13 protein-coding genes are annotated in these 14,537 nt (G+C 63.7%); all 13 read left to right on the forward strand.

The genetic code is table 11. From position 1 onward, the window contains the following. The first annotated feature begins 2 nt into the window (after positions 1-2). The 13 genes from KHP16_RS04120 (at position 3) to KHP16_RS04180 (ending at position 14,495) form a co-directional block, all read left to right on the forward strand. Positions 3-1,256 carry an NADH-quinone oxidoreductase subunit D gene (locus KHP16_RS04120; RefSeq protein ID WP_109581660.1) on the forward strand — a complete coding sequence of 418 codons (1,254 nt, stop codon included), beginning with the start codon at positions 3-5 and terminating at the stop codon, positions 1,254-1,256. Between the two features lie 135 nt (positions 1,257-1,391). Beyond that, on the forward strand, positions 1,392-1,892 hold the full coding sequence (gene nuoE, locus KHP16_RS04125; protein WP_109582739.1) for an NADH-quinone oxidoreductase subunit NuoE: 501 nt from the start codon (positions 1,392-1,394) through the stop codon (positions 1,890-1,892). 1 nt (position 1,893) lies between these two features. Then, on the forward strand, positions 1,894-3,198 hold the full coding sequence (gene nuoF / locus KHP16_RS04130; RefSeq protein ID WP_109581659.1) for an NADH-quinone oxidoreductase subunit NuoF: 1,305 nt from the start codon (positions 1,894-1,896) through the stop codon (positions 3,196-3,198). Between the two features lie 12 nt (positions 3,199-3,210). Then, complete coding sequence (nuoG, locus tag KHP16_RS04135; protein WP_211959629.1) at positions 3,211-5,580, forward strand: NADH-quinone oxidoreductase subunit NuoG; 2,370 nt, start codon at positions 3,211-3,213, stop codon at positions 5,578-5,580. Between the two features lie 25 nt (positions 5,581-5,605). Further along, positions 5,606-6,670 (forward strand): NADH-quinone oxidoreductase subunit NuoH, encoded by a 1,065-nt coding sequence (gene nuoH / locus KHP16_RS04140; protein ID WP_109581657.1) that lies wholly within the window; start codon positions 5,606-5,608, stop codon positions 6,668-6,670. 17 nt (positions 6,671-6,687) lie between these two features. Further along, complete coding sequence (gene nuoI / locus KHP16_RS04145) at positions 6,688-7,179, forward strand: NADH-quinone oxidoreductase subunit NuoI (RefSeq protein WP_109581656.1); 492 nt, start codon at positions 6,688-6,690, stop codon at positions 7,177-7,179. A gap of 165 nt (positions 7,180-7,344) precedes the next feature. Beyond that, entirely contained in the window at positions 7,345-7,995 is a 651-nt protein-coding gene (locus KHP16_RS04150) for an NADH-quinone oxidoreductase subunit J (protein ID WP_109581655.1), read from the forward strand. A gap of 16 nt (positions 7,996-8,011) precedes the next feature. Then, entirely contained in the window at positions 8,012-8,317 is a 306-nt protein-coding gene (gene nuoK, locus KHP16_RS04155) for an NADH-quinone oxidoreductase subunit NuoK (RefSeq protein WP_010809122.1), read from the forward strand. Positions 8,318-8,378: 61 nt separating this feature from the next. Beyond that, positions 8,379-10,481, forward strand: a complete 2,103-nt coding sequence (gene nuoL, locus KHP16_RS04160; protein ID WP_109581653.1) for an NADH-quinone oxidoreductase subunit L — start codon at positions 8,379-8,381, stop codon at positions 10,479-10,481. Between the two features lie 27 nt (positions 10,482-10,508). After that, complete coding sequence (locus KHP16_RS04165) at positions 10,509-11,975, forward strand: NADH-quinone oxidoreductase subunit M (RefSeq protein ID WP_109581652.1); 1,467 nt, start codon at positions 10,509-10,511, stop codon at positions 11,973-11,975. Positions 11,976-11,996: 21 nt separating this feature from the next. Then, positions 11,997-13,472 (forward strand): NADH-quinone oxidoreductase subunit NuoN, encoded by a 1,476-nt coding sequence (gene nuoN / locus KHP16_RS04170; protein WP_109581651.1) that lies wholly within the window; start codon positions 11,997-11,999, stop codon positions 13,470-13,472. Between the two features lie 36 nt (positions 13,473-13,508). Then, positions 13,509-13,817 (forward strand): DUF2818 family protein, encoded by a 309-nt coding sequence (locus tag KHP16_RS04175; protein WP_109581650.1) that lies wholly within the window; start codon positions 13,509-13,511, stop codon positions 13,815-13,817. A gap of 51 nt (positions 13,818-13,868) precedes the next feature. Beyond that, positions 13,869-14,495, forward strand: a complete 627-nt coding sequence (locus tag KHP16_RS04180; RefSeq protein WP_115951978.1) for an NUDIX domain-containing protein — start codon at positions 13,869-13,871, stop codon at positions 14,493-14,495. Positions 14,496-14,537: the final 42 nt, after the last annotated feature.

Genomic DNA, 14,537 nt, shown 5'->3' on the forward strand with positions numbered 1-14,537 from the left:
CCATGGCAGATATCAAGAACTACACCCTGAACTTCGGTCCCCAACACCCTGCAGCGCACGGCGTGCTGCGTCTGGTGCTTGAGCTGGACGGCGAAGTGATCCAGCGCGCCGACCCCCATATCGGCCTGCTGCACCGTGCCACCGAGAAGCTGGCCGAACAGAAGACCTGGATTCAGAGCGTGCCGTACATGGATCGTCTCGACTACGTGTCGATGATGGTCAACGAGCATGCCTACGTGATGGCGATCGAGCGGATGCTCGGCATCGAAGTGCCGGTCCGCGCGCAGTACATCCGCGTGATGTTCGACGAAATCACCCGTCTGCTGAACCACCTGATGTGGATCGGCGCCCACGCGCTGGACGTGGGGGCGATGGCGGTGTTCCTCTATGCGTTCCGTGAGCGCGAGGACATGTTCGACATGTATGAGGCGGTGTCGGGCGCGCGCATGCACGCGGCCTACTACCGTCCGGGCGGCGTCTACCGCGACCTGCCGGACACGATGCCGCAATATCGGGCATCGAAGATCCACAACGAGCGCGCCATCAAGGCGATGAACGAAGCGCGTTCGGGCTCGCTGCTGGACTTCATCGAGGACTTCACGAATCGTTTCCCGACCTACGTCGATGAATACGAGACGCTGCTGACCGATAACCGTATCTGGAAGCAGCGCCTGGTGGACGTGGGCGTCGTGAGCCCGGAGCGCGCGCTGCAGATGGGCTTCACCGGTCCGATGCTGCGCGGTTCGGGCATCGAGTGGGATCTGCGCAAGAAGCAGCCTTACGAGGTGTACGACAAGATCGACTTCGACGTGCCGGTCGGCGTCGGCGGCGACTGCTACGCGCGCTATCTGGTGCGCGTGGAAGAAATGCGCCAGTCGAACCGCATCATCAAGCAGTGCGTGGACTGGCTGCGCCGCAACCCGGGCCCGGTGATCACCGAGAACCACAAGGTGGCACCGCCGTCGCGCGTGGACATGAAGTCCAACATGGAAGAGCTGATCCACCATTTCAAGCTCTTCACCGAAGGGATCCACGTGCCGCCGGGCGAAGCCTATGCAGCGGTGGAACATCCGAAGGGCGAGTTTGGTATCTATGCGATCTCGGACGGCGCGAACAAGCCGTACCGCCTGAAGATCCGCGCGCCCGGTTTTGCTCACCTCGCGGCCCTCGACGAAATGGCCAAGGGGCACATGATTGCGGACGCGGTCACGATCATCGGCACGCAGGACATCGTGTTCGGCGAGATCGACCGCTAAAGATTTGGGCCGTTGCCCGGACGACGATCCGGGCGTGACGGCGGCCAACTGGCGGAACAAGGCAGCGACGGCTGCAAACCAGCGGACGTGCCGCGTGGATTGGCACGCGGCGTTCGCCGTTTCACTGCAATGACCATGCTATCAGCAGAAGCTCTCAAGGAAATCGATCGCGCGATCGCGAAGTATCCGGCCGACCAGAAACAGTCGGCCGTGATGGCGGCACTCGCCGTTGCACAGGGCGAGGTGGGTTGGGTTTCCCCCGAAGTCATGCAGTTCGTCGCGAGCTACCTCGAGATGCCGCCCGTGTGGGTGGAAGAGGTGGCGACGTTCTACAACATGTACGACACCAAGCCGGTGGGCAAGTACAAGCTGACGGTCTGCACCAACCTGCCGTGCGCGCTTTCGGGCGGCGAACGCGCGGGCGACTACCTGAAGCAGAAGCTTGGCATCGACTACAACGAAACCACCGCGGACGGCTGCTTCACGCTGAAGGAAGGCGAGTGCATGGGCGCCTGCGGCGACGCACCGGTGGCCATCGTCAACAACACCCGCATGTGCAGCTTCATGAGCAACGACAAGCTCGACGCACTGATCGAGGAACTGCGTGCCGAGGCCGCAGCCAAGGGGGGCAAGTAACATGACCTGTCTGCACGACCGTCATATCAAGCCGCTGATCCTGGCTGGCCTGGACGGCAAGAACTGGCACCTCGAGGACTACGTCAAGCGTGGCGGCTACAAGCAGCTGCGCCGCATCCTGACCGAGAAGATCGCACCCGAGCAGGTGATCGCCGACGTGAAGGCGTCGGGTCTGCGCGGCCGTGGCGGCGCGGGCTTCCCGACCGGCCTGAAGTGGAGCTTCATGCCGCGTCAGTTCCCGGGTCAGAAGTACCTGGTCTGCAATACCGATGAGGGCGAGCCCGGTACGTTCAAGGATCGCGACATCATCCGCTACAACCCGCACGCGCTCATCGAAGGCATGGCCATCGGTGCGTACGCGATGGGCATCACCGTGGGCTACAACTACATCCACGGCGAGATCTGGAACGAGTACAAGATCTTCGAGGAAGCGCTCGAGGAAGCGCGCGCCGCCGGTTTCCTCGGCGACGACATCCTCGGCTCGGGCTTCAACTTCCAGCTGCATGCGCACCATGGCTATGGCGCGTACATCTGCGGCGAAGAGACCGCGCTGCTGGAGTCGCTCGAAGGCAAGAAGGGCCAGCCGCGCTTCAAGCCGCCTTTCCCGGCGAGCTTCGGCCTGTATGGCAAGCCGACGACGATCAACAACACCGAGACGTTCGCGGCGGTGCCGTTCCTGCTCGAGATCGGTCCGGAGAATTACCTGAAGATGGGCAAGCCGAACAACGGCGGCTCCAAGATCTTCTCGATCTCCGGCGACATCGAGCGCCCGGGCAACTACGAGATTCCGCTGGGCACGCCGTTCGCGACGCTGCTCGAGCTCGCCGGCGGCATGCGCGGCGGCAAGCGCATCAAGGCCGTGATTCCGGGCGGCTCGTCGGCGCCGGTGGTGCCGGGCGACATGATGATGGCGACGGACATGGACTACGACTCGATCGCCAAGGCCGGCTCGATGCTGGGCTCGGGCGCCGTGATCGTCATGGACGAGACGCGCTGCATGGTGCGTTCGCTGCTGCGTCTGTCGTATTTCTACTTTGAGGAATCGTGCGGCCAGTGCACGCCGTGCCGTGAAGGCACCGGCTGGCTCTATCGCATGGTCAATCGTATTGAACACGGAGAAGGCCGCCAGGAAGACCTGGACCTGCTCAACAACGTTGCCGAAAACATCATGGGCCGCACGATTTGCGCGCTCGGCGATGCGGCGGCGATGCCGGTGCGCGGCATGCTCAAGCACTACTGGAAAGAGTTCGAATATCACGTCGAACACAAGCAGTGCATGGTCCCGGCCCACCCGGCCCACTCCTAAGCGTGGCAGAACATGGTTGAACTCGAGATCGATGGCAAGAAGGTAGAGGTTGCGGAAGGCAGCCTCGTGATGGAAGCCGCCCGCAAGCTGGGCACGTACATCCCGCACTTCTGCTACCACCGCAAGCTGTCCATCGCGGCGAACTGCCGCATGTGCCTGGTCGAAGTGGAAAAGGCGCCGAAGGCGCTGCCCGCTTGCGCCACGCCGGTGACCCCGGGCATGAAGGTCTTCACGAACTCCGAGAAGGCCGTCAAGGCCCAGAAGTCCGTGATGGAATTCCTGCTGATCAACCACCCGCTCGACTGCCCGATCTGCGATCAGGGCGGCGAATGCCAGCTGCAGGATCTGGCGGTGGGCTACGGTGCGTCGGAGTCGCGCTACAAGGAAGAGAAGCGTGTGGTGTTCCACAAGAACGTGGGCCCGCTGATCTCCATGGAAGAGATGACGCGCTGCATTCACTGCACGCGCTGCGTCCGCTTTGGCCAGGAAGTGGCCGGCGTGATGGAGCTCGGCATGCTGAACCGCGGCGAGCATTCGGAAATCACGACGTTCGTCGGCCAGACCGTTGATTCGGAACTGTCGGGCAACATGATCGACCTGTGCCCGGTCGGCGCGCTGACCAGCAAGCCGTTCCGCTACTCGGCCCGTACGTGGGAGCTCGCACGCCGCAAGTCGGTGTCGCCGCACGATGGCCTGGGCGCGAACCTCGTCGTGCAGACGAAGAACCAGCGCGTGATGCGCGTGCTGCCGCTCGAGAACGAAGACATCAATGAATGCTGGCTGTCGGACAAGGACCGTTTCTCGTACGAAGGCCTGAACAGCCAGGACCGCCTGACGCGTCCGCTGCTGAAGCAGGGCGGCCAATGGATGGAAACCGACTGGCAGACCGCGCTCGAATACGTGGCGAACGGCCTGGCCAGCATCAAGCGTGACCATGGCGCGGACCAGATCGCCGCGCTGGCGAGCCCGCACAGCACGCTCGAGGAACTGTACCTGCTGGGCAAGTTCATGCGCGGCATCGGCAGCGACAACGTCGACTTCCGTCTGCGCCAGACCGATTTCTCGGCCACGCTCGGCGGCACGCCGTGGCTGGGCCTGCCGGTGGCCGACGTGTCCGCGCTGCAACGCGTGCTGGTGATCGGCTCATCGCTGCGCAAGGATCATCCGCTGCTGGCCGCGCGTCTGCGTCAGGCCGGCAAGAAGGGCGCCCGCGTCGCCATCGTCGGCGCCGGCGGCGAAGACCTGCTGATGCCGCTGGCCGCGCGCGTCGATGTCGCCCCGTCGGGCTGGACCGCCGCGCTGGCCGGTATCGCCAACGCGATCGCCGCCGCCAAGGGCGTGGCCGCACCGGCCGGCACCGCTGGCTTCGATACCGACGACACGGCGAAGAAGGTCGCCGAGTCGCTGCTGTCCGGTGAGCGCCGCGCGGTGTTCCTCGGCAACGAGGCCGTGCGTCACCCGCAATTCTCGGCGCTGCATGCGCTGGCGCAGTGGATCGCCACCGAGACCAATGCCTCGCTGGGCTTCCTGACCGAAGCCGCCAACACGGTCGGCGGTTATGTGGCCGGCGCGCTGCCGCAGCAGGGCGGCGCCGATGCCCAGGCGATGCTCGAGACGCCGCGCAAGGCGTACGTCGTGCTCAACGCCGAACCGGAATTCGACACCGCCGATCCGCGCAAGGCACTGGCCGCGCTGAACCAGGCCGGTACCGTCATCGTGCTGTCGGCGTTCCGTTCGGACGCCGCGCTGCAGTACGCGGACGTGATCCTGCCGGTGGCGCCGTTCACCGAAACCGCCGGCACGTTCGTGAATGCCGAGGGCGTGGCCCAGAGCTTCAACGGCGTGGTCCGCGCGCTGGGCGAATCGCGTCCGGCGTGGAAGGTGCTGCGCGTGCTGGGCAACATGCTGGACGTGCCGGGCTTCGACTTCGATACGGCCGAGGCCGTGCGTGACGAAGCGCTGGCGAAGCCGGTCGCCCCGACGTTGAACAACACCACCGATGCACAGATCCGCGTGACGGCAGCCGCCACCACCGGTGTCGAGCGTATCGCCGACGTGCCCATCTATCATGCGGACCCGATCGTGCGCCGTGCCGGCTCGCTGCAGCTGACCGCCGCCGCGCGCCGCGCGATGCAGGTGGGCCTGTCGTCGGACCTGTTCGACAAGCTCGGCGTGCAGGTAGGCGACCCCGTGCGCGTGACGCAGGGCGAAGGCAGCGTCGTGCTGCCCGCCGCGCTGGAGAACACGCTGCCCGCGAACACGGTGCGCGTGTCGGCCGCGACGACCGCGGCGGTGAGCCTCGGCGCGCTGTTCGGCACGGTCACGGTAGAGAAGGCAATCGATCTGTCCGCTGGCCAGCAGGCCGCGGCGGTCACCGCCTAAGCGACAAGAAGAGCGAGAACGCAACATGATCGATTGGATTACCTCGCAAGGTCACGCCATCTTCGGCAGCGTCTGGACGCCGCTGTGGATCCTGATTCGCGCCGTGGTCATTGTGGTGCCGCTGCTGCTGTGCGTGGCCTACCTGATTCTGTGGGAGCGCAAGCTGATCGGCTGGATGCACGTGCGTCTGGGCCCGAATCGCGTGGGTCCGCTGGGCCTGCTGCAGCCGATCGCCGACGTGCTGAAGCTGCTGCTGAAGGAAGTCATGTTCCCGACGCAGGTCAGCCGCGGCATGTACATCATCGCCCCGCTGATGGTGCTGATGCCGGCCGTGGCGATCTGGGCGGTGGTGCCGTTCCAGGCGGAAGTGGTGATGGCCGACGTGAACGCCGGTCTGCTGTACGTGATGGCGATCAGCTCGGTCGGCGTCTACGGCGTGATCCTGGCCGGCTGGGCCTCGAACTCGAAGTACGCGTTCATCGGCGCGATGCGCGCCGCGGCGCAGATGGTGTCCTATGAAATCGCGATGGGCTTCGCGCTCGTCACGGTGCTGATGGTGGCCGGCAGCCTGAACCTGTCCGCGATCGTCAACGGCCAGAACACCGGCTACTTTGCGAACATGGGCATCAACATCCTGTCGTGGAACTGGCTGCCGCTGCTGCCGATGTTCGGCGTCTACTTCATCTCGGGCGTGGCCGAAACCAACCGCCACCCGTTCGACGTGGTGGAAGGCGAATCGGAAATCGTGGCCGGTCACATGATCGAATACTCGGGCATGGCGTTCGCGCTGTTCTTCCTGGCCGAGTACATCAACATGATCGTCATCTCGACGATGACCGCGCTGCTGTTCCTCGGTGGCTGGGCGCCGCCGTTCTCGAGCTTCATCACGAACGCGATCCCGGGCTTCTTCTGGCTGCTGTTCAAGGTTTTCCTGCTGTTGTCCGTGTTCATCTGGATTCGCGCTTCGTTCCCGCGCTACCGCTACGACCAGATCATGCGTCTGGGCTGGAAGGTGTTCATTCCGCTGACCGTGGGCTGGCTGATCATCGTGGCGATCTGGATCAAGTCGCCGTGGAACATCTGGCACTGAATTAGGAAGTAATCGTCATGCTGACCACGATCAAGGACTTTTTCGCAAGCCTGCTCCTGAAGGAACTCTTCAAGGGCATGGCACTGACCGGCCGCTACCTCTTCGCGCGCAAGGTCACCGTCCAGTTCCCCGAAGAGAAGACGCCGATCTCGCCGCGTTTCCGTGGCCTGCATGCGCTGCGCCGCTACCCCAATGGGGAAGAGCGCTGCATCGCCTGCAAGTTGTGCGAAGCGGTGTGCCCGGCGCTGGCCATCACGATCGAATCGGACGTGCGTAACGACGGCACCCGCCGTACCACGCGCTACGACATCGATCTGACCAAGTGCATTTTCTGCGGCTTCTGCGAGGAAGCGTGCCCGGTCGATGCGGTCGTCGAGACGCACCTGCTCGAGTATCACGGCGAGAAGCGCGGCGACCTGTACTTCACGAAGGACATGCTGCTGGCAGTGGGCGACCGCTACGAGCCGCAGATTGCGGCAGCCAAGGCTGCCGACGCCAAGTACCGCTAAGAGACCGTACCCAAGAGATCGTACAAAGGGTCTCCCAAGACTATTAGCAGTTAAATCGGTGCGCCCCGGCAATGTCCGGGGCGCCCAACTGAAGGATGCCGCGGCAAGGCGGGACACCCATGGGGTGGCCTGCGCGAAGCGCGGCGAAAGTATCCGACACGGACCATGGAACTCACGACCACCATCTTCTATGTCTTTGCCCTGGTGCTGGTGCTCTCCGCACTGAAAGTCATCACGGCCAAGAATCCGGTGCACGCAGCACTGTTCCTCGTACTGTCGTTCTTCACGGCCGCCGCCATCTGGATGCTGCTGAAGGCCGAGTTCCTCGCGATCCTGCTGGTGCTGGTGTATGTGGGCGCCGTGATGGTGCTGTTCCTGTTCGTGGTGATGATGATCGATATCGACATCGAACACCTGCGGCGGGACTTCTGGACGTATGTGCCGATGGCCTCCGTGATCGGCGCGCTGATCATCGCCGAAATGGCGATCGTGCTCGTGCGCAACTTCGTGGGCACCACCGCGCCGGTGGCGGCGCCGGGCATGCAGGACCCGAACTACTCGAACACGCACGCGCTCGGCAAGCTGATCTACACCGACTACGTGTACGCCTTCGAAGTGGCCGGCATCATCCTGCTGGTGGCGATCGTGGCTGCCGTCGCGCTGACGCTGCGCCGCCGCAAGGATGCAAAGGGTCAGGACGTGTCGGCCCAGCTGCGTACGCGCCGTAACGATCGTATCCGCATGGTGAGCATGCCGGCGGAGGGTGCCCAGGCCCGGGCGGAAGCGGATGCCGCGGCACCCGCAAACAAGAACTAAGCCCGGAGATTTCGCTGTGCTCTCTCTCGCTCACTTCCTCGTGCTCGGTGCGATCCTGTTCGCGATCAGCATCGTTGGCATCTTCCTGAATCGCAAGAACGTGATCGTGCTGCTGATGGCGATCGAACTGATGCTGCTTGCGGTGAACATCAACTTCGTCGCCTTCTCGCATTACCTGGGCGACCTGGCTGGTCAGGTTTTCGTTTTCTTCATCCTCACGGTGGCCGCTGCCGAGTCGGCAATCGGTCTGGCAATCCTGGTCGTGCTGTTCCGTAACCTGGACACGATCAACGTCGACGACATGGATACCCTCAAGGGCTGATCCGTGCCGAACCACGTCAAGCAACTAGACCGCTCACCGACCGCACACCAATAAGCGTCCTATGGCAACCACGCTCAACCCCAACCTGCTGCTGGCGATTCCGCTGGCGCCGCTCGCCGGCGCCGCGATAGCCGGCCTGTTCGGTACGAAGTTCTTCGGCCTGTTCTCCTCGGATACGCGCGGCGGCCGTATCGTCGCCCATACCGCGACGATCCTCGGCGTCGCCATCGCCTGCGTGCTCTCGCTGCTGGTGCTGCGCGACGTGATGGACGGCGCCAGCTACAACGCCACCGTGTACGAATGGATGAACATCGGCGGCCTGAAGCTCGAAGTCGGCTTCCTGGTGGATTCGCTGACCGCGATGATGATGGTGGTCGTGACCTTCGTCTCGCTGATGGTGCATATCTACACCGTCGGCTACATGGAAGGGGACCCCGGCTACAACCGCTTCTTCGCGTATATCTCGCTGTTCACGTTCTCGATGCTGATGCTCGTGATGAGCAACAACTTCCTGCAGCTGTTCTTCGGCTGGGAAGCGGTGGGCCTCGTCTCGTACCTGCTGATCGGCTTCTGGTACACGCGTCCGACGGCCATCTTCGCGAACATGAAGGCGTTCCTCGTGAACCGCGTTGGCGACTTCGGCTTCATCCTCGGCATCGGCCTGCTGCTGGCCTACAGCGGCAGCATGAACTACACGGACGTGTTCGCGGCCCGCGAAAAGCTGGCCGGCGTCATCTTCCCGGGCACCGACTGGATGATGCTGACCGTGGCCTGCATCTGCCTGTTCATCGGCGCGATGGGCAAGTCGGCACAGTTCCCGCTGCACGTGTGGCTGCCTGACTCGATGGAAGGCCCGACCCCGATCTCGGCACTGATCCACGCGGCCACCATGGTGACCGCGGGCATCTTCATGGTGACGCGCATGTCGCCGCTGTTCGAACTGTCGGACACCGCGCTGTCGTTCGTGCTGGTCATCGGCGCGATCACCGCGTTGTTCATGGGCTTCCTGGGCATCATTCAGAACGACATCAAGCGCGTGGTCGCGTACTCGACGCTGTCGCAGCTGGGCTACATGACCGTGGCGCTGGGCGCCTCGGCGTACTCGGTTGCCGTGTTCCACCTGATGACGCACGCGTTCTTCAAGGCACTGCTGTTCCTTGGCGCCGGTTCGGTCATCATCGGCATGCACCACGACCAGGACATCCGCAACATGGGCGGCCTGCGCAAGTACATGCCCATCACGTGGATCACGTCGCTCATCGGTTCGCTGGCGCTGATCGGCACGCCGTTCTTCTCGGGCTTCTACTCGAAAGACTCGATCATCGAGGCCGTCGCGGAATCGCATATCGCGGGCTCGGGCTTTGCGTACTTCGCGGTGCTGGCCGGCGTGTTCGTCACGGCGTTCTACTCGTTCCGCATGTACTTCCTCGTGTTCCATGGCGAAGAGCGTTTCGGCAAGGCACACGCTGCCCATGGCCACGATGCGCACGGTCATGACGACCACGCGCATGACGACGACCACGGCCACGACGAGCATCACGGTCTGGCCCCGGGCCAGAAGCCGCACGAGTCGCCGTGGGTGGTGACGCTGCCGCTGGTGCTGCTGGCGATTCCGTCGGTCGTGATCGGCGCGATCGTGATCGAGCCGATGCTGTTCGGCGACTTCTTCAAGCATGGCGTGGCGTTCAAGGACGTGATCTTCGTCGGCGAGAACCACCACGCGATGGAAGAACTGCGCGAAGCGTTCCATGGCTGGGTGCCGATGGCGATTCACTCGCTGACGACGCCGGTCCTGTGGCTGGCCATCGCCGGCGTGGTGCTGTCGTGGTTCTTCTACATGAAGCGCCCGGACATTCCGGCCGCCATCCAGCGCCGCTTCTCGGGCCTGTACAAGCTGCTGGACAACAAGTACTACATGGACGCGTTCAATCAGGCAGTGTTCGCGCGCGGCGCGCGCCTGCTGGGTACGGGTCTGTGGAAGGGCGGCGATCAGGGCCTGATCGATGGCCTGCTCGTGAACGGCTCGGCGCGTGTCGTGGCGACGTTCGCCGCGGCCAGCCGGTACCTGCAGTCCGGCTACATCTACCACTACGCGTTTGCAATGATCGTGGGCATGCTGGTGCTGCTGACGCTGACGATCACTGGCGTGATAGGCACCAAGTGATAGGCACCGATTAAGGAAAACAAGGAAATGGTTCTGTCTTTCGCTATCTGGCTGCCTATCTTTTTCGGCTTGCTGGTCCTGTTCTTCGGCTCGGACAACAACAAGTGCTTCGTGCGCTGGGTGTCGTTGTTCGGTTCGGTGGTGAGCTTCATCGCCACGCTGCCGCTCGTCATGCATTTCGAGCCGGGTTCGGCCGCGATGCAGTTCGTCGAGCAATCGATGTGGATCGAGCGCTTCAAGATCCAGTATCACCTCGGGGTGGATGGCATCTCGATGTGGTTCGTGGTGCTGACCGCGTTCATCACCGTGATCGTCGTGATCTCGGCCTGGGAAGTGATCACCGAGCGCGTGGCCGAGTACATGGCCGCGTTCATGATCCTGTCCGGCCTGATGGTCGGCGTGTTCTCGGCACTGGACGGCCTGCTGTTCTACGTGTTCTTCGAAGCCACGCTGATCCCGATGTACATCATCATCGGTGTGTGGGGCGGCCCGAACCGCGTGTATGCGGCGTTCAAGTTCTTCCTCTACACGCTGCTGGGCTCGCTGCTCACGCTGGTCGCGCTGCTGTACCTGTACAGCAAGACGGGCACGTTCGACATCCTGGCCTGGCACGGCGCCAAGCTGACGATGCAGGAGCAGATCGCGATCTTCATCGCGTTCTTCATGGCCTTCGCGGTGAAGGTGCCGATGTGGCCGGTGCATACCTGGCTGCCGGACGCCCACGTGGAAGCGCCGACCGGCGGTTCCGTGGTGCTGGCGGCGATCATGCTGAAGCTGGGCGCATACGGTTTCCTGCGGTTCTCGCTGCCGATCGCCCCTGACGCGAGCCACACGCTGGCCCCGTTCATCATCACGATCTCGCTGATCGCGGTGATCTACATCGGCTTCGTGGCGCTGGTGCAGGCCGACATGAAGAAGCTGGTCGCGTATTCGTCGATCGCTCACATGGGCTTTGTCACGCTGGGCTTCTTCATCTTCAACGACATCGGCGTCGAGGGCGGCATCATCCAGATGATCTCGCACGGTTTCGTGTCGGGCGCGATGTTCCTGTGCATCGGCGTGCTGTATGACCGCGTGCACTCGCGCCAGATCGCCGACTACGGCGGTGTGGTGAACACGATGCCGAAGTTCGCGGCCCTGTCCGTGTTCTTCGCGATGGCCAACTGCGGTCTGCCGGCGACGTCGGGCTTCGTGGGCGAGTTCATGGTCATCCTGGGCGCCGTGAAGTACAACTTCTGGATTGGCCTGCTGGCCGCCACGGCCCTGATCCTCGGCGCGGCTTACTCGCTGTGGATGGTCAAGCGCGTGATCTTCGGCGACATCGTGCACCAGCATGTGCGCGAACTCGTGGACCTGAACAAGCGCGAGTTCTTCATGCTCGGGCTGCTCGCCATCATGACGCTGTACATGGGCCTGTATCCGAAACCCTTTACCGATGTGATGCACGCCTCGGTGGCGAACCTGCTGACGCACGTCGCGCAGTCCAAGCTGTAAGCGGGGGAGAGAGAAATCAACATGCAAGCGTCTTCTAGCCTGGCCCCCGTGGCGCCAATCATTTTCCTGGCGATCGCCATTGCGGCGATCAACTGGATCGACCTCGCGCGCGGCAAGGGCCGCCAGAGCGTGGCCTATCCGCTTTCGCTGCTGACCACGCTGGTGCTGACCGTGTGGTTCGCAATCAATGCGAGCCACGGCGATACGCACTACGCGTTCTCGAACCTGGTCGTGATCGACCCGATGGCCAACGTGCTGTCGGCATTCTGCTCGCTGGGTCTGCTGATCACGCTGGTGTACACGCGCCGCTATCTGCAGGAACGCGACATGTTCGCGGGCGAGTTCTACATGCTCGCGCTGTTCACGCTCGGCGGTCAGATCGTGATGATCACCGGCAACAACTTCCTGACGCTGTACCTCGGTCTGGAACTGCTGTCGCTGGCCTCGTACGCGCTGGTGGCGCTGCGCCGCGAATCGCGCGTGACGTCGGAATCGGCCATGAAGTACTTCGTGCTGGGCGCGCTGGCTTCGGGCTTCCTGCTCTACGGCGTGTCGATGATGTACGGCGCGACCGGTTCGCTGAACCTCGGTGAAGTGTTCCGCGTGGTCGAATCCGGCCGCGTGAACACGACGATGCTCGCGTTCGGCGTGGTGTTCATCGTTGCCGGCCTGTCGTTCAAGCTCGGCGCCGCGCCGTTCCATATGTGGATTCCGGACATCTACCAGGGTTCGCCGACCGCGGTGACGCTGCTGATCGCCGGCGGTCCGAAGGTCGCTGCCTTCGCGCTGATCGTGCGCGTGCTGGTCGACGGCCTGCTGCCGCTGGCCACCGACTGGCAGGCGATGCTGGTGGTGCTGGCCGTGGTATCGCTGGCCATCGGCAACCTGACCGCGATCGTCCAGACCAACCTCAAGCGGATGCTGGCGTACTCGACGATCTCGCACATGGGCTTCGTGCTGCTGGGCCTGCTGTCGGGCGTGGCGGGCGGTTCGGCCGCTGGCGCGGCCGAAGCCTACGGCGGCTCGATGTTTTACTCGGTGACGTATCTGCTGACGACGCTGGGCACGTTCGGCCTGATCCTGCTGCGTACCGGCAAGGGCTACGAGGCGGAAACGCTCGACGACCTGAAGGGCCTGTCGCGCAAGAACCCGTGGTTCGCCTTCCTGATGCTGGTGATGATGTTCTCCATGGCGGGCATTCCGCCGATGGTGGGCTTCTACGCCAAGCTGGCCGTGCTCGAAGCGGCCGTGCGCGCGGGTATGAGCTGGCTGGCGGTGGTGGCGGTGCTGTTCTCGCTGATCGGCGCGTTCTACTACCTGCGCGTCGTCAAGCTGATGTACTTCGACGCACCGGCCGGCGAAGAGCCGCTGGAAGCGACGGCGGGTCTGCGCGGCGTGCTGAGCATCAACGGTCTGGCCGTGATCCTGCTGGGCCTGTTCCCGGCGGCGCTGATGAACCTGTGCTATCAGGCTATCCGCGCGTCGCTCGGTTCGTAACCGGCGGCATTCGACGATGGAAAGGGCAGACCAATCGTGAGTTCATCGGCTGGCGGTTGGTTTGTCATCTTGCTGGCACTGGTCTGTGCCAATCTGCCGTTCATCAATCAGCGGCTGTTCGGCGTCATCGCGCTGAAGTGGGCGCGCAAGCCGATGTGGCTGCGCCTCATCGAGCTGCTGGTCTGGTATGCCGTGGCGGGCGCCGCGGGCTTTGCGGTCGAGGCGAGCCTCGGCAACAGCTTTCCGCAGGGCTGGCAGTTCTATGCGATCACCGGCTGCATGATGCTGGTGTTCGCCTTCCCCGGTTTCACCTGGCAGTATCTGGTCAAACATCGCGTGGCTTGAGTTCCCGCTGAAGTTCGGCGCCTGGGCCCGCATTCAACCCCCGGAGCGCTCATGACGAAGAAGATCGACGATCCCACGACCGCATCGGACGATGCGCTGCGGGAGCACCCCGTCGCATCGGCCACCCTCCACCGCGGCAAATTCCTCACGCTCAAGCAGGACGTCGTGCGTCTGCCGGACGGCAAGCAGGCCGGCCGCGAGTACGTGCTGCACCCGGGCGCGGTCATGATGATTCCCCTGTTCGACGATGGCACGGTGCTCATGGAGCGCCAGTTTCGCTATCCGATCGGCGAGGTCATGCTCGAATTCCCGGCCGGCAAGCTGGATCCGGAAGAGGGCGCGCAGCGCTGCGGCGAGCGCGAACTGATCGAAGAGACGGGGTATCGGGCCGCGCGCTGGGATTATCTGACGCGAATCCATCCCGTCATCTCGTACTCGACCGAGTTCATCGACCTGTTCCTGGCGCGCGACCTGACCGAGGGCGCCGCCGAGCTCGACGAGGGCGAATTCCTCGAGACGTTCATCACGCCGGCAGGGCAGGTCATCGACTGGGTGCGCCAGGGCCGGATCACGGACGTCAAGACGATCATCGGCGCGTTCTGGCTGGAGAAGGTGCTCTCCGGCGCATGGCAGCCGGGGGAGCAGGCGCTTCCGCCGCTGCCGGGGCGCCCTGCCTGAACCGCGGTTCCCTGCTAAGCTGGCGGTCCGCTACGGTCGTGG

It is taken from the genome of Cupriavidus plantarum (assembly GCF_905397285.1).
GTDB classification, from domain to species: domain Bacteria; phylum Pseudomonadota; class Gammaproteobacteria; order Burkholderiales; family Burkholderiaceae; genus Cupriavidus; species Cupriavidus plantarum.

Excerpts from the sequence above, each read along its gene's own strand:
- KHP16_RS04120 (WP_109581660.1), top strand. The coding sequence starts at position 3 with ATGGCAGATATCAAGAACTACACCCTGAACTTCGGTCCCCAACACCCT.
- nuoE (WP_109582739.1), top strand. The coding sequence starts at position 1,392 with ATGCTATCAGCAGAAGCTCTCAAGGAAATCGATCGCGCGATCGCGAAG.
- nuoF (WP_109581659.1), top strand. The coding sequence starts at position 1,894 with ATGACCTGTCTGCACGACCGTCATATCAAGCCGCTGATCCTGGCTGGC.
- nuoG (WP_211959629.1), top strand. The coding sequence starts at position 3,211 with ATGGTTGAACTCGAGATCGATGGCAAGAAGGTAGAGGTTGCGGAAGGC.
- nuoH (WP_109581657.1), top strand. The coding sequence starts at position 5,606 with ATGATCGATTGGATTACCTCGCAAGGTCACGCCATCTTCGGCAGCGTC.
- nuoI (WP_109581656.1), top strand. The coding sequence starts at position 6,688 with ATGCTGACCACGATCAAGGACTTTTTCGCAAGCCTGCTCCTGAAGGAA.
- KHP16_RS04150 (WP_109581655.1), top strand. The coding sequence starts at position 7,345 with ATGGAACTCACGACCACCATCTTCTATGTCTTTGCCCTGGTGCTGGTG.
- nuoL (WP_109581653.1), top strand. The coding sequence starts at position 8,379 with ATGGCAACCACGCTCAACCCCAACCTGCTGCTGGCGATTCCGCTGGCG.
- KHP16_RS04165 (WP_109581652.1), top strand. The coding sequence starts at position 10,509 with ATGGTTCTGTCTTTCGCTATCTGGCTGCCTATCTTTTTCGGCTTGCTG.
- nuoN (WP_109581651.1), top strand. The coding sequence starts at position 11,997 with ATGCAAGCGTCTTCTAGCCTGGCCCCCGTGGCGCCAATCATTTTCCTG.
- KHP16_RS04180 (WP_115951978.1), top strand. The coding sequence starts at position 13,869 with ATGACGAAGAAGATCGACGATCCCACGACCGCATCGGACGATGCGCTG.